This window comes from Myxococcus virescens (assembly GCF_900101905.1).
Lineage (GTDB): Bacteria > Myxococcota > Myxococcia > Myxococcales > Myxococcaceae > Myxococcus > Myxococcus virescens.
Map to the genome: position 1 here is coordinate 163,817 of NZ_FNAJ01000001.1, position 20,623 is coordinate 184,439.

At 68.6% G+C, this 20,623-nt stretch carries 15 protein-coding genes; 6 read left to right on the forward strand and 9 right to left on the reverse strand.

Annotated elements, in window-relative coordinates:
• Positions 1 to 17 precede the first annotated feature (17 nt).
• Positions 18 to 1,439 (reverse strand): TIGR01777 family oxidoreductase, encoded by a 1,422-nt coding sequence (locus tag BLU09_RS00645; protein WP_090484313.1) that lies wholly within the window; start codon positions 1,437 to 1,439, stop codon positions 18 to 20.
• A gap of 31 nt (positions 1,440 to 1,470) precedes the next feature.
• Between BLU09_RS00645 and BLU09_RS00650 the strand changes: the two genes are divergently transcribed.
• Positions 1,471 to 2,433, forward strand: coding sequence for an L-threonylcarbamoyladenylate synthase (locus tag BLU09_RS00650; protein ID WP_090486914.1), 963 nt, complete (start codon positions 1,471 to 1,473; stop codon positions 2,431 to 2,433).
• Between the two features lie 373 nt (positions 2,434 to 2,806).
• On the opposite strand, the gene BLU09_RS00655 is transcribed toward BLU09_RS00650, so the two are convergent.
• Positions 2,807 to 3,193, reverse strand: a complete 387-nt coding sequence (locus BLU09_RS00655) for a DUSAM domain-containing protein (RefSeq protein ID WP_090484316.1) — start codon at positions 3,191 to 3,193, stop codon at positions 2,807 to 2,809.
• A gap of 24 nt (positions 3,194 to 3,217) precedes the next feature.
• Positions 3,218 to 6,763 carry a DEAD/DEAH box helicase gene (locus BLU09_RS00660; RefSeq protein WP_244171326.1) on the reverse strand — a complete coding sequence of 1,182 codons (3,546 nt, stop codon included), beginning with the start codon at positions 6,761 to 6,763 and terminating at the stop codon, positions 3,218 to 3,220.
• Positions 6,764 to 6,947: 184 nt separating this feature from the next.
• On the opposite strand from BLU09_RS00660, the gene BLU09_RS00665 reads away from it, so the two are divergent.
• Both BLU09_RS00665 and BLU09_RS00670 read left to right on the forward strand, forming a co-directional pair.
• Positions 6,948 to 7,538: a hypothetical protein gene (locus BLU09_RS00665; protein WP_244171327.1), complete on the forward strand. Its 591-nt coding sequence runs from the start codon at positions 6,948 to 6,950 to the stop codon at positions 7,536 to 7,538.
• 48 nt (positions 7,539 to 7,586) lie between these two features.
• Complete coding sequence (locus tag BLU09_RS00670; protein ID WP_090484320.1) at positions 7,587 to 8,612, forward strand: hypothetical protein; 1,026 nt, start codon at positions 7,587 to 7,589, stop codon at positions 8,610 to 8,612.
• On the opposite strand, the gene hemH is transcribed toward BLU09_RS00670, so the two are convergent.
• From hemH to BLU09_RS00700, 6 genes are all read right to left on the reverse strand, one after another.
• Positions 8,557 to 9,651 (reverse strand): ferrochelatase, encoded by a 1,095-nt coding sequence (gene hemH / locus BLU09_RS00675; protein WP_090484322.1) that lies wholly within the window; start codon positions 9,649 to 9,651, stop codon positions 8,557 to 8,559. The genes BLU09_RS00670 and hemH overlap by 56 nt on opposite strands.
• Positions 9,651 to 10,037 (reverse strand): Co2+/Mg2+ efflux protein ApaG, encoded by a 387-nt coding sequence (gene apaG, locus BLU09_RS00680; protein ID WP_090484323.1) that lies wholly within the window; start codon positions 10,035 to 10,037, stop codon positions 9,651 to 9,653. Before apaG ends, hemH begins: the two co-directional genes overlap by 1 nt.
• A 70-nt stretch (positions 10,038 to 10,107) precedes the next feature.
• Positions 10,108 to 11,058, reverse strand: a complete 951-nt coding sequence (locus tag BLU09_RS00685; protein ID WP_090484325.1) for a TerC family protein — start codon at positions 11,056 to 11,058, stop codon at positions 10,108 to 10,110.
• Between the two features lie 128 nt (positions 11,059 to 11,186).
• Positions 11,187 to 13,328: a glycogen debranching protein GlgX gene (glgX, locus tag BLU09_RS00690; protein WP_090484327.1), complete on the reverse strand. Its 2,142-nt coding sequence runs from the start codon at positions 13,326 to 13,328 to the stop codon at positions 11,187 to 11,189.
• A complete protein-coding gene (gene treY / locus BLU09_RS00695) occupies positions 13,325 to 16,426 on the reverse strand; it encodes a malto-oligosyltrehalose synthase (RefSeq protein ID WP_090484329.1) in 3,102 nt (1,033 codons plus the stop codon). Before treY ends, glgX begins: the two co-directional genes overlap by 4 nt.
• A 165-nt stretch (positions 16,427 to 16,591) precedes the next feature.
• Positions 16,592 to 16,909: an SWIB/MDM2 domain-containing protein gene (locus tag BLU09_RS00700; RefSeq protein WP_011551643.1), complete on the reverse strand. Its 318-nt coding sequence runs from the start codon at positions 16,907 to 16,909 to the stop codon at positions 16,592 to 16,594.
• A gap of 347 nt (positions 16,910 to 17,256) precedes the next feature.
• Between BLU09_RS00700 and BLU09_RS00705 the strand changes: the two genes are divergently transcribed.
• From BLU09_RS00705 to larAH, 3 genes are all read left to right on the forward strand, one after another.
• Positions 17,257 to 18,237, forward strand: a complete 981-nt coding sequence (locus tag BLU09_RS00705; protein ID WP_090484331.1) for an NAD-dependent epimerase/dehydratase family protein — start codon at positions 17,257 to 17,259, stop codon at positions 18,235 to 18,237.
• 91 nt (positions 18,238 to 18,328) lie between these two features.
• Positions 18,329 to 18,994 carry an HAD family hydrolase gene (locus BLU09_RS00710; protein ID WP_011551641.1) on the forward strand — a complete coding sequence of 222 codons (666 nt, stop codon included), beginning with the start codon at positions 18,329 to 18,331 and terminating at the stop codon, positions 18,992 to 18,994.
• Positions 18,995 to 19,007: 13 nt separating this feature from the next.
• Positions 19,008 to 20,618: an NPN-dependent hydroxyacid isomerase, LarAH14/15/16 family gene (gene larAH / locus BLU09_RS00715; RefSeq protein ID WP_011551640.1), complete on the forward strand. Its 1,611-nt coding sequence runs from the start codon at positions 19,008 to 19,010 to the stop codon at positions 20,616 to 20,618.
• Positions 20,619 to 20,623 lie beyond the last annotated feature (5 nt).

Below are 20,623 nucleotides of genomic sequence, written 5' to 3' on the forward strand. Positions count from 1 at the left end.
GTCAAGCGCCGGACTCGCTAAGAATGGCGGTATTCAGGGCCCATCGTCGTGCGCCCCAACGTGAAGCGCAGCGCACTTTCCAGGTCGGGAAGGAGGAAGGCGAACCCCAGCCGCTGGGCTGCCTGAGGCACGATTCGCGCGCCATCCAGCAGCGCCTCTTGCCCCATCTGTCCGAAGAGGGTCCGCACGACGGGCGCGGGGACCGGGAAGACGGCCGGACGCCGCAGCACCTTGCCCAGCGTCCGGGCGAAGTCCGCCTGCCGCACCGCCCCCGGCGCCACGGCGTTGATGGCGCCGCGCGCGGCGTCGGTGAAGACAGAGAAGTGGATGAGCCCGAGCAGGTCCTCCAGCGACACCCAGCTCATCCATTGTTGCCCGGAGCCGATGGGCCCGCCGCCTCCCGCGAGGAACGCTGGCAGCATCTTCGCCAGGGCGCCCTCGCGCGCGTCCAGGACGGGGCCGATGCGCAGGTGCACCACGCGGATGCCCGCGGCCTCGGCGGGTGCGGCGGCGGCTTCCCACTCGCGTGATACCTGGGAGAGAAAGCCCTTCCCGTCCGCGCTGCTCTCCTCGGTGAGGACCTCGTCGCCGCGGTCCCCGTAGATGCTGCTGCCGCCCGCGGAGACGAGCACCTTCGGCTTGCGCTTCATCCGCGCCAGGGCTTCGGCCAGGGTGCGAGTGCCCTGGGTGCGGCTCTTGAGGATGGCGTCCTTGTACGCGGGGGTCCAACGCTGGCCGGCCACGTTGACGCCCGCGAGGTGCACCACGGCGTCCACGCCTTCGAGCGCGTCGGTGTCCACCTCGCCCTTGTCAGGCGCCCAGGCGACCTCGTTCCGCGAGGAGTCCGCCTTGCCGCGCACCATGCGCTTCACCGTGTGGCCGCCCGTGGTGAGAAAGGGCACCAGCGACGAGCCCACCAGCCCCGAGGCCCCGGTGACAGCGATGGTGAGCGGCCCCTGCCCCGCGAAGGCGGCGTGACGCTTCAAGTCCTCGAGCGTGACGCGGTGCCGGTACGCGAACATCCGCTCCAGGGTGCGCCGGGCGAAGCTGCCGCCGAAGAGGCTGCCCAGGGGGCCTACGGGGAGGACGTATTCCACTTCGTCATCCAGGATGGACGTGCCCGAGGCGGGCTCGGGCCACATCCGATGGGTGTGGACCCACTTCGCGAAGGGGCCGGACATCTGCGTGTCCTGGAACATGGCGTCTTCGACGTAGGCGGTGTGCTCGGCCACCAGGCGTTGGGGGATGGGGCCCACGCGCATGCGGACGACGACGCGGGCGCCGGTGCGGATGCCATCGCCGGTACGCTCCAGGACCTCCATCCGCTCCCAGGGGGGCGTCAGGCGTTCGAGCGCCCCTTCCCGGGCATGCCAGGCGAAAAGGTCCTTGGCCGTGACGGGCATCCGAGTGCGAGCATCGAAGACGTGCGACTTGCCCATGTTCCCTCCTGGGGCGACAGTGCGGCGGCGCATGATTGCTCCAGAGTCCCTTGAACGCGCGGTGGAATTGCTGCGGCACGGTGGTGTCGTCGCCCTGCCGACGGAAACCGTCTACGGTCTGTCCGCCAACGCGGAGGACGAGCTGGCCGTGCGCCGCGTCTTCGCCATCAAGGGCCGCCCCGCCACCCACCCGCTCATCGTCCACATCCCAGGCGTCGAGCACCTGAACACGTGGGCACGTGAGGTCCCAGAGGCCGCACGGAAGCTGGCCGAAGCCTTCTGGCCCGGGCCGTTGACGCTGGTGCTGCCGCGCACGGCGCGGGCCACGGATGCCGTCACGGGTGGGCAGGACACGGTGGCTCTGCGCGTGCCGAATCACCCGGTGGCGCTCGCGGTGCTCCAGAAGCTGGGTGGAGGGCTGGCCGCACCGAGCGCGAACCGGTTCGGGAAGGTGAGCCCCACCACGGCGGAGCACGTGCGGGAGGATCTGGGCGGAGACGTGGACCTCGTCCTGGATGGAGGCCCGTGCACGGTGGGCGTGGAGTCAACCATCGTGGACTTGAGCTCGGATGAGCCCGCGATTCTGCGGCCGGGAGGACTGGCTGCGGAGGATGTGGAGCGGGTGCTGGGGCGCAAGGTGCCGGTGAGGACTTCGTCCAAGGTGCGCGTGTCAGGCTCGCTGGAGTCACACTACGCGCCGCGTGCCGGCGTGGTGCTGACCGAGCCCGGGCAGGCGGTGGCGCGCGTCCAGGAACTGCGTGGACAGGGATTGCGCGTGGGGGTACTGGGGCCTGCGAGCCTTGCGTTGCCACCCGACGTGCCACGCTTCGATGTGCCGGATGAGCCCGCGGGTGCCGCGCGCGTGTTGTACGCCCGGCTGCGTGAGGCGGATGCACAGGGGCACGAAGTGCTCGTGGCATGCCTCCCTGCTGAGAGCGGCCTGGGCATCGCTGTCCGCGACAGGCTTTCCCGTGCCGCCGCGCCGCGCGGGTAGCGATTACGCCAAGCAGCTTGGGTCTGCCTTTGAAGGTAGGGCTTGGGGTAACCGTTCACCGGTCGGTGATTTCTTGAAAAGGTTGCAGGGCAGCGGACGGCAGGAGGGATGGCGCTCGACGGTAGCGGCCTCGGCGTGCCCCACCGCCACTCGGGGCGGAACTCCGGCTGGCCCTGCTGGAATGGGCCCATCGGAATAACGAGCACTGATTACTTGAGCGCCACGACTTCCTTTCGCCGAGTCAGGCCCGGCAGGAGCTGAGGCTGAAGCAAGCGGCCTGATTTCGACCAATCTGGTGACTCAACAACCCGGTGCAGCACAATGGCTTGGTCCAGCCCGGAGTTGGGCTCCACCTTGCTCTGGTTGGAGAGGCTCAACTGCGCGCAGCCCCCCCGTCATCCAGTGCAGCAAGATTCGCACGCAGGATGTCCTGGTAGTGCGGCACCACTTCCACGACGAGCACATCGTTCAGTAACTGGCGAGCGCCGTCGACGTCACCAGTGTCCCGGCAACGCTCCACTTCAGCCAAGGTGCGAGACAGACGCCGCGAACCATTGCTGATGCGTCGCGACACTTCCGCCAACAACTCCTCAGCGGTGGGCTCAGACTGTAGCGCTCGCTCCGCATCACTGAGGGCGATCCCCACTTGAGGAGCTGTCCTACGCAGTATCGAGCGTGTCGACTCCGTGAACGCGAATGGCTCCCCGTGGGCCACACGGCGGGCGAGGTCTCGAACATCGGTCCAGTTCAAGCCGTCCATGTCATTCCCTATCCAGGATTGGAATCAGTGCCGAGTCCGAGGCCCCTCCTCTTCCCCCGGCGGAGCCAGCCGCTGGGACAACAGCCCCAGCAACTCCTGGGTCGACAGCCGTCCCGCCGCGTCCTTTCCTTCCAGCACCCCCGCCACCAGCGCGCGCTTGTGCTCGTGCAGCGACAGCATCTGCTCCTCGATGGTCCCCCGCGTCACCAGGCGGTACACCGTCACCGGCCGTTCCTGCCCAATCCGGTGCGCGCGGTCGGAGGCCTGGTCCTCCACGGCGGGGTTCCACCACGGGTCCAGGTGAATCACCGTGGTCGCCGCCGTGAGATTCAGCCCGAAGCCACCGGCCTTGAGCGAAATCAGGAACAGCGGCACGTCTCCCTCCTGGAACGCGCGGACCCGCTCCGCCCGAGCCCCCGCGGGCGTCTGCCCATCCAGGTACTCGTAATCAATCCCCTCCGCGTCCAGCACCTCGCGCACCAACGCCAGGTGGGAGGTGAACTGGCTGAACACGAGCGCGCGATGCCCCTCCGCGCGGAGCTCCCGCACCAACTCCATGAACCGCTCCAGCTTGGCCGACTCCAGCTTCGACCCCGCGTCATACAGCCGTGGATGTGAAGCCAGGAGCCGCAGCCGCGTGAGCGCCGCCAGAATCTCGATGCGCCGCTCCTGCTCCTTCATCTTCGGCTTGCGCGTCTCCAAATCAGAGAGCGCCGCCAGCCGCGCGTCCTCGTAGAGCGCCCACTCCTCCGACGAGAGGACGATGGGCACCCGGATGTCCGTCCGAGGCGGAAGCTGCGCCTCCACCTGCGCCTTCGTCCGGCGCAGCAGGAAGGGCTGGAGCACCCGCGCCAGCGCGGGCGCGGCCGTCGGGTCCACGCCCCGCTCAATCGGCGCGGCGAAGCGCGAACGGAACGCCTCCCAGCTCCCGAGCAACCCCGAGAAGACGACGGCGAAGAGACTCCACAGCTCGCCCAGGTGGTTCTCCAGCGGCGTGCCCGACAGCGCGAACTTGAAGTCCCCTTGGAGCGCCCGCGCCGCCCGGAAGCGGTGCGTCGTCGCGTTCTTCAACGTCTGCGCTTCGTCGAAGATGATGGTGGAGAAGCGCAGCTTCGACAGCCGCTCGATGTCCCGCGTGAGCAGGCCATAGCTCAACACCAGCACGTCCTTGGGCCCCAGTTGCTCCAACGTCCGGCCCCGGTCCGCCGCGTCCGAGAACAGCGTCATCCGCAGCGACGGCGCGAAGCGCTTCGCCTCGTCCATCCAGTTGAAGGCCACCGACGTCGGCGCCAACACCAGCGCGGGTCCCAGCTTGCTCCGGTCCAGGAGCACCGTCAGCGCCTGCACCGTCTTGCCCAAGCCCATGTCATCCGCGAGCACCCCACCCGCGCCCCATGAAGCCAGCCGCGTCAGCCAGCGGAAGCCTTCCAGTTGGTAATCGCGCAGCGCCGTCTTCAGTCCCGAGGGAACCCGCGGCTTCAGCTCCTTCGCCGCGAAGATGCGCTCCACCAGGGACTGCCACGTCTTGTCCGCCTCCACCTCGGCGCCCGCGTCCTCGAGCGCCGTGAGCGTCTCCACCGCGGAAGGCCCCACCTCCAGGCCATGGCGCGTGGCATGCGCATGGTCCGCCAGCCGCTCCAGGTGCTCCCGCAGCGCGCCTTCAATCTCCACGTAGGACGTCGAGTCCACCTGGACGAAACGCTCCTTCCGCCGCGCCGCATCGAGCAGCCGCGCCAGCTCCACTCGCTCGCCTTCCACGGAGAGCCCCCCCAGCACGCCAAACCAGTCCCGCTTCCGCTCAAGGATGACCTTCAGCGCCGGAGGCGCGGCGGCATGGAACAGCCGCACCGGCGCCCCCACCCACTCCAGCTCCGGCTTCGGCTCCAGTTCCACACAGGCCGAGAGCACCGCCAGGCCGCCCTGCGCGCTGGTGAAGCGGAAGGTGAAGGGCAGCTCCTCGGGCTCCGCCGTGTCGAGCGGCAGCCGGGCCTGAAGCAACTCCGCCGCGTCGCGCTCCTGAACGAAGTCACGCACCGCGTGCACGGCCCCCGTCCCCCGCCGGACGTGGACGTCGCGCGCCCCCTCCCCCGGAATGAACGTGGGACTGTCCGGCAATGGGCGCGTGCGCAGCTCCACCCGGACCGCCCCGCTCGCATGCGCCTCCATGCGCACCACGGGGGCGTAGCGCAGCGGCACCGACTCCCCCAAGACGCTCCGAGGCAACGCCACCGGCACGCGCAGGGACAGCTTCGACAGCTGGTCCAGCAGCGCGACGTGGCTCTCCGGCGGGAACGAATTGCCATGGCGGTTCAGCGCCGTGAGCAGCGCGCGGACCTCGGGGCCCGCGTCCAGCACCGTGAGCACCCGCTGGCTTTCATCCCAGATGTAGAGCCCCTCCTCCGGCTGAGCCTTGCGCACCCGCTCCAGCATCGCCGCGGGCAGCATCGCGCCATCCACCCCCGCGCTCACGATGACCACGCCGTCCCGGTCCTCGGCGACGAGCCCGACCTTCGCGCGCTCGATGCGCACCAGCAGGTCCGGGTTCTCATCCAGGTGGATGCGGGGATGCCCCACCAGTTCGAAGAGCAGCGCGCGCGACGCGGGGGCCTCCGACTCCGGCAGCAACGCCGCCAGGCGCGCGTCCGCCGCCGACAATTGCGAGCCATGGTCCTGCAGCAGCTTGCGCCGGCTCACCTTCGCGCCCGTGCTGCGCTGGCCCTTCTTGTTGCGCTTGTGCACGTAGGCCGCGAGTTCCACGCCGTACCCGTTGATGACGTCCAGCCGCCAGGAGACCTCGCCACCTCCAGGCCCACCGGGACTGTCGTCAACGGCCCGCTCCAGCGCCCGCAGCGCGCGCTCCCAACCGGGACGGACCAGTTCCTCCAGCTCCTCTCCAAAGGACTCGGACCAGGGCTGGCGCAACCACAGCAGCGCCGTGTCGATGGCCGCCAGCAGGTGGACGCAGAACGTCGCGCCACAGGAGCAGTCCCCCGTCACCTCGGTGGGAGCGAAAATCAGCCGGGCCTCGGGAAGGATGAAGCCCGCATGCGCCCCCACAGGCAGCTCGGAGATGCGCGTCTCGCGGAGACGGAAGCCTGGGAGCGGCGCGTCATACTGCATCAGGTCCGGCACCAGCGCGTGCATGGGCCGGGGGGCGACAGACGCCGGAACGCGCGCACGCAGCGCCAGCAGCAGGCCATGGACGCGATGCGTGCGGGACTCGGCGGGCGGAGCGAGCCGCTCCTCGAGCGAAGCCCGCGACGCCTCCGCCCCCAGCCGCTCCGCCTCCACGAAGCGCCAGGCGAGCGCGGGCAGCAGCTCCTTCATCCGGGGAGAGGGCATCGCCTCCGTCATCCACCGCGCCAGCGAGTCCGTGCTCAGCAACTCCACCAGCCTTCGGCGGGCGAGCACGGGACGCGCCTGGGGCAGCCAGGCCGCTTCCACCAGCGGCATCAGCACCGCCGGGCTCAGCCGCGACAAGTGCTCGAGCCCCTGCGCCCGCAGCCACGCCAGCGCGTCACGGGTCGTATCGAACAAGGGAGTCACGGGCTTCTCTGGCGGCTCGGACATGCACCCGCTTCTTCGCAAAGCACGCACGAAACGCAAGCAGACCCGTGACGCGAGGACGCAAGACGGCTGGCTGCCCTGCACGGCCCCGCTCCACTTTCCGTATGTCCCTGCCGATATGGCCCCCCTGGCCGTGGCGTTGTCACCCAACGACACACGTCCCGCGTCCCCTCACGGAGGCCCGCCGATGACGATGAACCCCGCGTTCGTAAGCATCCTCACGCTGCTCGCACTGGTGGGTTGCACGAACCAACGCCAGACGCTGCTGGAGCGCACGAGCAGCTATGTGGTGTACGACATGCCCGCCCGGCAGGTCATGAAGGCCGCCGAGGCGATCCTGAGTGAGCGCGGCTATGCCCTGCTGCCCAGCACGGACCCGATGTTCCTCATCACGCCGTGGAAGGTCTCCGGCAACTACGACGTCTTCACCCACTGGTCCCGCGTCTACGTCGAGGGGCACAAGCGTCCCGACGGCCGGTTCACCGTGCGCGCATACCATATGGCCGCCAACATGCCCGCCCGGACGCAGTCGCTGCCGACGCCGGAGACGACGACCATGACGACCCCCGAGGAGAAGCAGAACATCATGCCCACGGTCCTGCTCTCCACCGAGCCCGTGCTGGTGCGCTCCGCCAGGCCCAACCTCCGCAGGGACCTCGAGCTCGAATGGGCCATCATGGAGCGGCTCGACCCAGACTTCGCCGGACGCGTCAAGACGCAGGTCGACGTGTATCTCGCCCATTCGTCCTCGAAGCGGCCGGGTGACGTACTTGAATGACCTCGCCTGCTTCGATATCCCGCGAGGGCTGCCAAGGAGCGTCCCCGCGTGAAGCAAAGCGTGTTTGGTCTGGTCGTCGCCCTGTCACTGACCGCCTGCAAGGAAGAGCCCCGTGGGAAGATGGAGCCCATTCCCCGCCCGCCGGGGATGAAGGACGCTCCGCCCCCCGCGGAAGCCGCTCCCGCGGCTGCCGCGGAGCCACCCGCGGACCCCTCGAAGGTGGTCCTCCGGTGGAAGCTTGCCCAAGGTGCGCCCACGTCGTACCGGCTCGACATCGAGCGCACCGGCGGCGCGCCCGCCAGCACCGAGGAAGCCGCGCCCACCAAGAGCGCCAAGGGCAAGGGCAAGGAGAAGCCCGCCCCCGTCGCCGCGGCCCCCGCGGCCCTGCCCGGCCCCGTCACCTACTTCATGGAGCGGACCGACTCGGGTGACTACCGCCTCCGCGTCGTCCCCGTGGGCAGCAACGTCGACGCGGACACGGCCACGCTGAGCGAGCGCGGCTTCGTGCTCGACGGCCTGCAGGGCGCCACCCGCAACACCGCCACCCTGGTGCTGGAGCTGCCGAGAGATCCAGTGGGCACCGGTGACGCGTGGTCGCTCGGCACCGAGCTGATCCTCATGGAGGCGCTGGGACCCCAGTTCCAGGCCGGCCAGCCCGAGCGGAGCAACCGCGTGAAGCTCGCCAGCCTGACGCCCGCCGACGGGGGCGAACAGGTGGCCACGCTGGAGTACGACATCTCCGAGAAGCTGGCCGGCAAGGTCCGCGGGAAGGAGGAGCCCGCCACCTCGCCCGCGCGCGCCGCGGAGGAAGACGCGGAGGCGGACGACTCGGGACGCCCCCGGCCCCGGACCACGCCCGAAACCAGCGCCAGCGCCGAGGTGAGCATCACCGGTCGCGGCGAGTTCCTGGTGAAGGCCGGGCGGTGGCGCTCCTGGGAGGGCACCATCACGTCGGTGACGAAGGGCGGCTTCCCCGCCGCCGCGCTCCAGGTGCCCGCCGGCGCCCTGAAGCTGCGCCTCACCGCGGTGGAATCGGCTCCCGCGCCAGCGCCGACGGCCCAGCCACAGCAGTAGGCGGCCCGTCCGACTCGCGCACCATGCGCACCACGGCGTCCACCCAGGCCGGGTGGGCGTTGAGGGAGGGGACCAGCGTCAGCGACTCCCCTCCCGCCTCCAGGAACTGCTCGCGCGCGCGGAGGCCAATCTCCTCCAGCGTCTCCAGGCAGTCCGCCACGAAGGCCGGGCACATCACCGCCAGGCGCTTCACGCCCTTCTTCGCCAGCTCCGGCAACACCACGTCCGTGTACGGCTTCACCCACGGCGTGCGGCCCAGCCGCGACTGGAAGGACACGCTCCACCCATCCGCCGGCAGGCCCAGCCGCTGGGCCAGCCCCCTCGCCGTCGCGTAGCTCTGCGCGCGGTAGCAGTGGCGGTTGGCGTCCGTCATGGCATCGCAGCACGAGGCGGTGGACAGGCAGTGCGTCCCCGTGGGGTCGCTCTTGCGCATGTGCCGCTCCGGCAGGCCATGGAAGCTGAAGAGGACGTAGTCGGCGCGCGCGTCGTCAATCACCGGCCGCGCCACGGCGGTGAAGGCATCCAGGAAGCCTGGGTGCTCGAAGAAGGCCGGCACCGCGCGCACGAAGGGCACGTCCCACGACTGGGCCAGCACCTCGTAGGTGCGCGCCAGCGAGGACGCGGTGGAGGACGCGGCCTCCTGCGGGTACAGCGGCAGCACGGTGAACTCCGACACGCCGCGCGCCTTGAGCGCCGCGATGCCGTCGGGGATGGAGGGCGAGCCATACCGCATGGCCAGCACCACCTCGTACTCCCCCGCCAGCCGCTCGGCCACCTGGGCCGCCAGGGCCTGGCTGTACACGAGCAGCGGCGAGCCCTCCTTCATCCAGATTTTGCGGTACGCCTCCGCGCTCTTCGCCGGACGCATCGGGAGGATGATGAAGTTGAGCAGCGCCCAGCGACCCAGCGGGTGGATGTCGATGACGCGCGGGTCATTGAGGAACTCGCGCAGGTAGCGGCGCACGGGCCCCGTCTGCGGAGCATCCGGCGTCCCCAGATTGACGAGCAGCAGCCCTCGCTTCGAAGTGGGCGTTGGCATCAGTGCAGGGAGTTGGGAAGGGTGAGCGCGAACTCGGCGATGCGCGCCTCGAAGTGCGTGCCGTCCGGCCGCACCATGTCATAGGTGCCGCGCATGGTGCCGAAGGGCGTGCGCAGCATGGCCCAGCTCGTGTACTCGAACCGCTCTCCGGGCCCCAGGTGGGGCTGGCGGCCCACCACGCCCTCGCCCCTTACCTCTTCCACCTTGCCCGTGGCGTCGGTGATGACCCAATGGCGCGCCTTGAGCTGCGCCGGCGCGTCGCCCTCGTTGGCAATCTCCACCGTGTACATGAAGGCGAACTGCCCGGACTCCGGAGCGCTGCGCTCCGGCCAGTAGGCGGGCTTCACGGTGATGCGGATGCCGTCGGTGGTGGCGCTGGAGGACATGCCCCCAGATTTGGCGGCAACGGCGGCCACTTGCAAGGAAAACGCTGGGTTGGAAGCCCCAGCGCCCTGCCTACGTCTTCGCGCTTTCCCGGTCCTGTCCGGGCTCCGGCTGCTTCGGCCACACCAGCGAGGCGACGATGGCCGCCACCAGCACGCCGGCAATCACGCCCAGGGAGATGCCGATGGGGACGTGGATGTCGAAGAAGGTGATGAGCATCTTCACGCCCACGAAGCCCAGGATGGCGCTCAGGCCCACCTTCAGGAAGTGGAACTTCTCCATCAGGCTGGCCACGACGAAGAACAGCGAGCGCAGGCCCAGGATGGCGCACACGTTGGACGTGTAGATGATGAAGGCGTCCTGGCTGATGCCCAGCACCGCGGGGATGGAGTCCAGCGCGAAGAGCAGGTCCGTGGCCTCCACCACCAGCAGCACGATGAACAGCGGCGTGAACTTGCTGCGGCCGTCCTCCTGCACCATGAAGCGGCTGCCTTCACCCAGCCGGGCCACCGGCAGCACCCGGCGCGCGAACTTCACGATGCCCTTCTGCTCCGGGTCCATCTCCTCGTCCTTGGACACCAGCATCTTCACCGCGGTGAAGACGAGGAACGCGCCGAACAGGTAGATGAGCCAGTGGAACTGCTTCACCAGCGCCGTGCCGGCGATGATGAGGCCAGCGCGCATGACGAACGCGCCCAGGATGCCCCAGAAGAGCACCCGGTGCTGGTGCTCGGGCGCCACCCGGAAGTAGCTGAACACCATCAGGAAGACGAAGAGGTTGTCGACGGAGAGCGCGTACTCCACCACGTACGCCGTCAACCACTGGAGCCCCACGGTGGGCCCCTGGTAGTGCCAGATGCCCGCGCAGAAAATCAGGCTGAGGGTAATCCACACCAACGTCCAGAGGCCCGCCTCCTTCGGCGTCACCGCATGGTCCTTGCGATGGAACAGCCCGAGGTCCAGCGCGAGCATCGCGAGGACGAAGACGTTGAAACCCACCCAGAGCGCGACTTGCGTGTTCACGTAGCAATCCTGTTGCAGGGTATGACGGGGCGCACCCTACCGGCGGGCTGACTGTGCGTCGACCCCTCGCGTGAAACCCGCTGGACCTCCTGCGTTCGTCCAGCGGGCCCCTTCCGGCCCCGAGGGGGCTATTCCGTCGCCGGGCGGCGCAGCACCGCCAGGGAGCGGCCCACCACCTGCACGGTGCCTCCCGCCGGCGTATGCGTGCGAGGCGACTCCCCCGCCAACGCCGTGTCCACCACCAGCTCCCAGTCCGCGCCCCATTCGACGGCGGGCAGCCTGAAGGTGATGGGCTCGTGGTGGGCGTTCATCAGCACCAGGATGGTGTCCCCCACAATCCGGTTCCCTTCATCGTCCGGCGCGGTGATGGCGTCACCGCCCAGCAGGAATCCCAGCGAGCGCACGTAGGGCTTCTCCCAGTCGTCCTTGCGCATCTCCTGGCCGTCGGGCCGGAACCACGCCAGGTCCTTCATCTCGCTGTCCCACATATGGGCGCCGCGGAAGAAGCGCCGCTTGTGCAACACCGGCTGCTCACGCCGCAGCTTGGTCAGGGCGCAGGTGAAGTCCAGCAGCGCGCGCTGCGTGTCGTTCAGCTCCCAGTCCACCCACGACAGCGCGTTGTCCTGGCAGTAGGCGTTGTTGTTGCCCTTCTGCGTGCGGCCCATCTCGTCGCCGGCCACCAGCATGGGCACCCCCTGGGACAGGAAGAGCGTGGCCAGGAAGTTGCGCTTCTGCTGTTCGCGCAGGGCGTTGATCTCGGCGTCGGTCGTCTCGCCCTCCACCCCGCAGTTCCAGGAGTGGTTGTCGTTGGCGCCGTCGCGGTTCTCCTCGCCGTTCGCCTCGTTGTGCTTGTCGTTGTACGTGACGAGGTCGTGCAGCGTGAAGCCGTCGTGCGCGGTGACGAAGTTCACGCTCGCGGCGGGCTTGCGGCCGGACAGTGAGAACAGGTCCGAGCTGCCGGTGAGGCGGTAGCCAATCTCCGCCGCCTGCCGGTCATCGCCCTTCCAGTAGCGCCGGATGGTGTCGCGGTACTTGCCGTTCCACTCGCTCCACAGCACCGGGAAGTTGCCCACCTGGTAGCCGAAGTCGCCCACGTCCCAGGGTTCGGAGATGAGCTTCACCCGGCTGAGCACCGGGTCCTGGTGGATGATCTGGAAGAAGGCGGCGCGGGTGTCGTAGCCGTGCCTGTCTCTTCCCAGCGTGGTGGCCAGGTCGAAGCGGAACCCGTCCACGTGCATCTCCTCCACCCAATAGCGCAGAGAGTCGGCGACGAGCTTCAGCGCGTACGGGTGCGTGGCGTTCCACGAGTTCCCGCACCCGGTGACGTCCAGGTAGTAGCGCGGGTCCTTCTCCGTGAGCCGGTAGTACGCCGCGTTGTCCACGCCCTTGAAGGACAGCGTGGGGCCCAGCTGGTTGCCTTCGCAGGTGTGGTTGTAGACGACGTCGAGCAGCACCTCGATGCCAGCGCGGTGCAGCTGCTTCACCATGCGCTTGAACTCGTCCACCTGCCCGCCCAGCGAACCCGAGCCGCTGTAGCGCGCGTCCGGCGCGAAGAACCCCAGCGTGTTGTAGCCCCAGTAATTGACCTTCTCGCGCTCGATGAGGAAGGGCTCGTCGACGATGTGCTGGATGGGCAGCAGCTCCACCGCGGTGACGCCCACCTTCTTCAGGTGCTCGATGCTGGCCGGGTGCGCCAGCCCCGCGTAGGTGCCCCGCAGCGCCTCCGGGACGCGCGGGTGCAGCTTGGTGAAGCCCTTCACGTGGACTTCGTAGATGAGCGTGTCGTGCCACGGCACGGCGGGCGGGGCATCTCCCTCCCAGTCGAAGGTGTCCGCGCCCATCACCACGCCCTTGGGCACGGCGGCCGCGTCATCGCGCGTGTCGAACGCGAGGTCGTCCTCCTTGGTGCCTGGCGTATAGGCGTAGATGGGGGCCTGGTAGTCCACCTGGCCGTGGATGGCCCGGGCATACGGGTCCACCAGCAGCTTGTGGGGGTTGAAGCGCAGCCCCTTCTTCGGCTCGTAGGGCCCGTGCACGCGCAGTCCGTAGAGGGTGCCCGCGGCCAGGCCAGGCACGTAGCCGTGCCACACCTGGTGCGTCGTCTCCAGCAGGGGAAAGCGGCGCGTCTCCTTCGCGGGGTCCTCCGGGTCGAAGAGACAGACCTCGACCCTCTTCGCGTGCTCGCTGAAAACGGCGAAGTTGACACCCTGCCCATCGAACGTGGCGCCCAGGGGATACGGCTTCCCTGGAAGCACCTCGGCCCTCCTCATCCGGCGCTCCTCTCCAGCAGAATCACCGGGAACTCCGCCAGGAGCGGCCCCAGGGGCAACACCGCGCCACCCGGTCCACGCTCGGGCCGCACCTGACGGCCGGTGAACACATCGCGGAACATCATGCCCGCATATGCCTCCGGAAGGTCCAGGAACGTGCTGCCGTAAGCGCCCGCCAGCCCTTCGGGGGACTGCAGGGCGGACAGGGTGTAACGCGGCGCGCAGGCCACCAACACCGTGTCGCCGTGCTCGCGGGCGAAGGCCACCGCTGCTTTCGCCCGGGCGCCGGTCAGCTCGAGCGCCCGGTAGCCGCCCTTCCGGAAGAGGGCCGCCTGCCGCTGGCGCAGCCGCAGGGACTCCGTCAGGACGTAGAGCTTCACTTGGCCGTCATCGAGGTTCGCCGCCAGCCGTGCGCTCAGCGCGGCCCGGTCCTTCTCCGCCTCGGCGTCCAGCGTCTCCAGCAGCCGCGCGCGCAGCGCGAAGTCCACGGGCCGCCGGTTGTCCGGGTCCACCAGCGACAAGTCCCACAGCTCGCAGCCCTGGTAGGTGTCCACCACGCCAGGTGAGGCCATCTTCAGCAGCAGCTGCCCCAGTGCGTTGTACTGGCCCGCGCGCTCGATGGAGCGCTTGAAGTCCCGCACGTCCGCCAGGAAGGAGCCCGTCACCTTCGAGTCGAAGCAGGCGTCCACGTAGCGCGCCACCGCCTCGTCATAGGCGCTGTCGGGGTTGGTCCACGAGGTGCGGACCTTGGCCTCCTTGATGGCCTTGCCCATGTACTCGCGCACCCGGCGCTGGAAGTCCGCCAGTTCCTCCGCGGAGTGGGCGTCGCCCATGGGCCACGCCCCCACCACCGTCTGGAAGAAGAGGTACATGTCATTGGCCGTGGGCGCCGGACCGGACGGCAGCTGGGACACCGCCTTCTCCGTCTGGCGGGCCCACTTCTTCACCCGCTTGCGCCACTCCTCCGGCACCTCGGTCAGCACGTTGATGCGCGCGCGCACGTCCTCGCTGCGCTTGGTGTCATGGGTGCTGGAGGTGAGCTGGCTGGACGGCCACCGCTCCGCGCGCTCCTGGTTGCGCAGGTGGAAGGTGTTGGCGTGGACGCCGAAGCGCTCCGGCTCGCCGCCCACCTCGTTGAGGCTCACCAGCCGGTTGTAGATGTAGAAGACTGTGTCCTCCAGGCCCTTGGCCATGACAGGCCCCGTCACCTGTTGCAGCTTCATGGCGAAGCGCAGCATTTCCGCCCGCTCGCGCGCGTCCGCGTGCTCCGGGTAGCGGCGCAGGAGGATGTCGCGCAGGAAGTCGAAGATGGACGCGTTGGTGGTGGCGTTGCGCTCCTTGGCGCGCTGGATGGTCCACTCGATGTACTGCACGTCGCGCCCGTCCAGCTCCGGGCGCCAGCCGTCCACGTAGGTGCGGTAGACGGGGAACAGGGCGATGAACTCCACCAGCGCCCGCCGCAGCGAGTTGAGCGTGAAGTCGCGCGTGCGCCGGTTCATCTCCGAGATGCCGTTGAGCGCGTGCGCCAGCACGTTGATTTCGCTGGCCATGGACACGCGCATGATGAGCAGCTTCTTCTGGTAGACGAGCTCGGCGAAGTCCGCCTGCCCTCCCACGAAGCGCTCGTACGTCTCCGTCAGCGCCTTCTCCGCGTCCGGCTGGACGAACACGCCGCTCACCGCATTGGCGTAGCGGTACCCCGTGGTGCCGTGCACGGCCCAGGATTCGGGCATGCGCTCGCGGCCGCCCTGAATCTTCTCCACCACCACGTACAGCGCCTTGCGCAGCCGACTGTCCGGCTGCTGCGTCACCTCCGCGCGCCAGCGCTCGCGCAGCGTGGACTCCACCGCCGGCCAGCGCGTGTCATCCTCCGCATGCGTCTGGAGAAACAGCGCGTGGGCCCGCTCCACGAAGTACGCCTCCTGCAGGTCCAGGAAGTAGGCGGTCGGGTCGAAGAGGCCGTCCGGGTGGTCGATGCGCAGCCCCGTGACGAGCCCCTCGCGCAGCCAGCGGAAGATGAGCGCGTGCGCCTCCTGGAAGACATCCGGGTCCTCCTCGCGCAGCGCGGCCAGGCCGTTGATGTCGAAGAAGCGCCGGTAATTGATTTCCTCGCCCGCCACCCGCCAGTGCGCCAACCGATAGCTGCACGCCGCCAGCACCGAGTCCAGCAGGTCATATGAGCGCGGGTTGCCCGGCTCGCCATTGAAGACGCGGACGTTGTCCTCGATGTAGGCCAGCATCTCCGGGAACTCCGCCGTCACCGCGGCCAGCCGGCGCTTGATGACCTCCTTCTCCCGGTGGCGCTCCACCACCTTCGGCCGCTCCACCTCCGTGCGCGAGGGCAGGTAGTCGATGGCGGTGAGGATGGACAGGAACTCCAGCATGCCGGGGTGCTCCTCCCCCAGCCGCGACTCCAGCCGCTCCAGTCCATGGCGGAGGATGCGGGAGTACTGACGCGGCGCCACCGGCAGCAGGTGGTCGTAGTAATGGAGGAAGAAGGCGCCGTCGCGGAAGGACAGCTTCAGCTCCCCTCGCTCCAGGACGATGCCGTACTGGTCCCCCAGAATCGGCAGCAACACCCTGTCCCGCAGCTCCTCCTTCACCGGCGACCAGTCGATGTCGAAGAACTTCGCGTAGACGGAGGACGGGCCGTTCTCCAGCACGTCGAACCACAGACGGTTGTCCCGCTCGATGCCCATGTGGTTGGGCACCACGTCCAGCACCTGCCCCATGCCCTGCGCACGCAGCGCCGCGCAGAGCGCCGCGTGCGATTCGGGCGTCCCGACTTCGGGATTCAACTGTTGGTGGTCCACGCAGTCGTAGCCGTGCGTGCTTCCGGGGGTGGCCTTCAGATAGGGCGAGGCATAAAGGTCACTCACCCCCAGGCGGGCCAGGTACGGCACCACCTGCCGCGCGTCCTCGAAGGTGAAGCCCTGATGGAACTGCACTCGGTACGTGGACAGGGGCGTGTGCGGACGCGCATCCAGCTCCGCCTGGACGCGTGCGTAGAGCCCTTCGGCCAGGGCCTCCGCCGTCATCGTGGCGCCACCCGCCCCATTCGAGGCGGACCCCTCTTCTTCCAAGGCGTCGAGCAACATGTGGCGCAGAGGTAGGCCGCCCGCCCGCCGACCGCCAGCACGCAGAAACGCGTCCGCCCTCTATCCAACGCTCCGCGCCGACACGCCAACCCCTGGAAATGCAAAGGGCCCGCCGCTTGTCGCGGCGAGCCCCGAGTACGGCCACCGGGAGGCCCCGGCCAATGCTCAGCTCAGCTGCTTGTTCACCAGCGCCGTCATCTCGAACATGGTGACGCTCTTCTTGCCACCAAAGATGGGCTTGAGCTTGTCGTCGGCGTTGATCTGCCGCTTGTTCTTCGCGTCCTGCAGGCCCTGCTTCTTGATGTAGGCCCAGAGCTTCTTGACAACCTCGGTGCGCGGCAGCGGCTTCGCGCCGACGATCTCAGCGAGCGCGGCAGACGGCGTCATCTCCTTCATGAACGACGCGTTCGGCGTGCGCTTCTTCGCAGCGGGAGCCTTCTTCGCGGCGGGAGCCTTCTTCGCAGCAGCTTTCTTGGCGGCCATTCGTCTTGAGTCTCCTCCCCTCCGAAGGGGACGTTGTACGGCTTTGCTTATGTGAAGCGAGAGCCGTTGCGGCGTAGAAGTAGCACGCCCAAGCCCGAAAAACAGCCCTCTCCTGCGTTTTTCCCTCTGAGCGCCCCTCTACGAACGCGGCTGGAGCCCGAGAATCAGCCTCCGGAGCGCTCGGCACCCTCGCGCGCCTTCACTTCGGAACGCGTCCGGAGCCCGAAAATCAGCCTCCGGAACGCTATCTTCCCTCGGGAAACCCCTTAACGGCGTGGATCACTCCCGGAAGCGGCCGCCGGATTCTCCTTGCGGTCGTGGTGTGTTTTTTTGGATGAAACCCCAACATGAGAGCCCTCATCACCGGTGCAGGCGGCTTCCTGGGAATGTGGTTGGCCAAGGCCCTGGCCGCGCGGGGAGACAGCGTCACATGCCTGTTGCGCCCGGGAGGAGATGCCTCGGGGCTCGCGGGGTTGACCTACACGCGGGTGGAGGGCGACGTGACGGTGCCCTCCACGCTCTCAGCCGCGGTGACGGGCCAGGACGTCGTCTTCCACCTGGCGGGCGCTCGCCGCGGCGCGACACGCGACGACTTCATGCGCGTCAACGCGGAGGGCACCCGCCACCTGTGCGAGGCCATGGTGGCCGCGGGCCACCGCCCCCGGCTGGTGCTCACCGGCTCGCTGGCCGCCTGCGGTCCGTCCACGCCCACCCGGCCGCATGTGGAGGAAGACGCCTTCCACCCCCACGAATGGTATGGGGAGAGCAAGGCGGAGGCGGAGCGCATCGCCTTCTCCTATGGAGACCGGCTGCCCGTCACGGTGTCCCGGCCGCCGCGCATCCTGGGGCCCGGGGACCGGGAGAACCTCCCCTTCTTCAAGATGGCTCAGCGCGGCATCCGGCTGGAGCTGTCCGGCGGCCCTCGCCCGTTGACCATGGTGGATGTGGAGGACGTGGTGGACATCCTCTTGTTGCAGGCCACCCACCCGGCGGCCATTGGTGAGGCCTTCTTCTGCGCGGGCCCCGGCGAGCCCCTGTCCTTGGAGAAGGTGCAGGACCTGGGCGCGCAGGTCCTGGGCCTGACGCCCCGCACGGTGCGCGTGTCCCCCGCGCTGCTGCGGGCCATGGCCACGGCGGCGGACGGCGTGTCCCAGCTGACGGGCCGCAAGCTGCCCCTGAGCCGGAAGATGGCGAAGCAGCTGTTGGCGCCCGCCTGGACGTGCTCCGGAGCCAAGGCCGAGCGGCTGCTCGGCTTTCACCCCCAGCGCGACCTGGCGGACTCCATCCGTCGCAGCGTGCAGTGGTACCGGGAGCAGGGCTGGCTGTAGCCCCTTCTCCCCCCGAGCCGCCGGGAGGCACGCCAAACTCCCGGCATCATTGACCTCCCCCCCCTCGAAGTGTCAGGAAGCCCGCAGCCCCATGTCCTCGAAAGCTGCCTTCTTCGATGTCGACGGGACGCTCGTGAAGACGAACGTCGTCCACGTCTACGCGTACTACGCGATGAACCGCGGCTCCGTCCTGGGCATCGCGGGGCGGACCCTGAGCACCGCCCTCAGCGTGCCGCTCTTCGGTGTCATGGACGCGGTGGACCGCAAGACGTTCAACGAGTTCTTCTACCGCTACTATGCGGGCCTGAGCGAAGACCGCCTGGTCACCATCGCCGAGGACATGTTCGAGGACGTGCTTCAGCCCGCCCTCTTCGAGCAGACGCAGGACCTCATCGACCAGGCCCGCCGCAGCGGCTGCAAGATTGTCCTCGTCACGGGCGCGCTGGACTTCACCATGCGCCCGCTGGCGCGCCACCTGGGCGCCGACGACATGATCGCCAACAAGATGCAGTTCGTGGGCGGCAAGGCGACCGGCAAGGTGATTCCGCCCATCATCGAAGGCGCGAACAAGGCGAACGCCATCCGCGCCTACTGCACCAAGGAGGGCCTGTCGCTGGACAAGTGCCACGGCTACTCCGACAGCGCCTCTGACTACGCGATGCTCGCGGTGGTGGGCCGTCCCACCGCGGTGAACCCGGACCTGCGGCTGCGCTCCATCGCGCGCGCCTACAACTGGCCCATCCTCGACCTCAAGTAAGAGCCCCCACGCCATGCGCCCGTTCAAGACGCTCCAGAAGCTGTACGACGAGGAAAGCCAGGTCGTCATCACCGAGAAGGGCAGCCCCCCGCGCGTGCTGTTCCACGGTGAGAACTTCCTGCAGGAAGACCTTCCGGTCGGCACGCGCGTCATCTTCCCGCGCCCGCCCCTGGCCGGCGTGCCCAACGTCAAGGCCGCCATCCGCTACGCCATCAACAACCCGGAGGGCATGGAGCCGCTGCACGCGCTCCTCAAGCCGGGCATGCGCCTGACGTGCGTCATCGACGACATCAGCGTGCCGCTGCCGCCCATGGTCACGCCGGACGTGCGGCAGACCATCCTGGAAATCGTCCTGGAGCTGGCCGCCGACAGCGGCGTGGATGACGTGCACCTCATCATCGCCAACGCCCTGCACCGCCGGATGACGGAAGGCGAGATGAAGCGCATGGTGGGCGAGAAGATCTTCGACGCCTACTACCCGGACCGCTACTACAACCACGACGCCGAGGACCCGGACGGGATGGTCGCGCTGGAGCGCACGTCCCACGGTGAAGAGGTGTCGGTGAACCGCCGCGTGGCGGAGAGCGACCTCATCGTCTACGTGAATGTGAACTTCGTGCCCATGAACGGCGGGCACAAGTCCATGGGCACCGGCGTGTCCAACTACGCGTCGCTGCGCCACCACCACAACCCGAAGACCATCCGCGCCTCCGACAGCTACATGGAGCCGAAGACGAGCGCGCTCTACAAGAGCAACGAGCGCATCGGGCGCAACATCGACAAGCACCTGAAGGTCTTCCACATCGAGACGGCGCTGAACAACCGCATGTTCGGCGGCCCCACCGACTTCCTGGCGAAGAAGGAAGAGGACTACACGGAGGCGGACCGGCTGAAGTTCCAGGCCATGCGCTTCGCGCTGTCCAAGCTGCCGCGCGCGGCGGCGCGCAAGGTGCTCAACTCCGTCCCCGCGCCCTATGACGTCACGGGCGTCTACGCCGGCGCCACGGAGCCCACGCACGCGAAGACGCTGGAGACGAGCTACAAGCAGTACGTGGTGCCGGTGGAGGGGCAGAGCGACATCGTCATCTTCCCCATCCCGTTCATCTCCCCGTACAGCGTCAACTCCATCCTCAACCCGCTGCTGGTGCAGGTGATGGGGCTGGGCTACTTCTACAACCTGAACCGCGGCGTGCCGCTGGTGAAGAAGGGCGGCGTGCTCATCCTCCTGCACCCGGCCTACGACGAGTTCGACCCGGAGCACCACCCCAGCTACATCGAGTTCTTCCACCGGCTGCTGCCGGAGACGCGCGACTCCATGAAGCTGGAGCACAAGTACGAGCGCGAGTTCGCGGAGAACCCCAGCTACGTGCACCTGTACCGCAAGGGCAACGCCTACCACGGCGTGCACCCCTTCTACATGTGGTACTGGGGCGAGAATGGCCGCCAGCACGTGGGCAAGGTCATTGTCGCGGGCGCGGAGAACAACCACGTCCCCGCCCTGATGGGCTGGGACCGCACCGACACGCTCACCGAGGCCATTGAAGAGGCGCGCGGGTTCATGGGCCGCTCGGCCACCATCAGCCTGCTGCGCATCGCGCCCACGGTGATGGTGGATGTGAAGTGAGGACG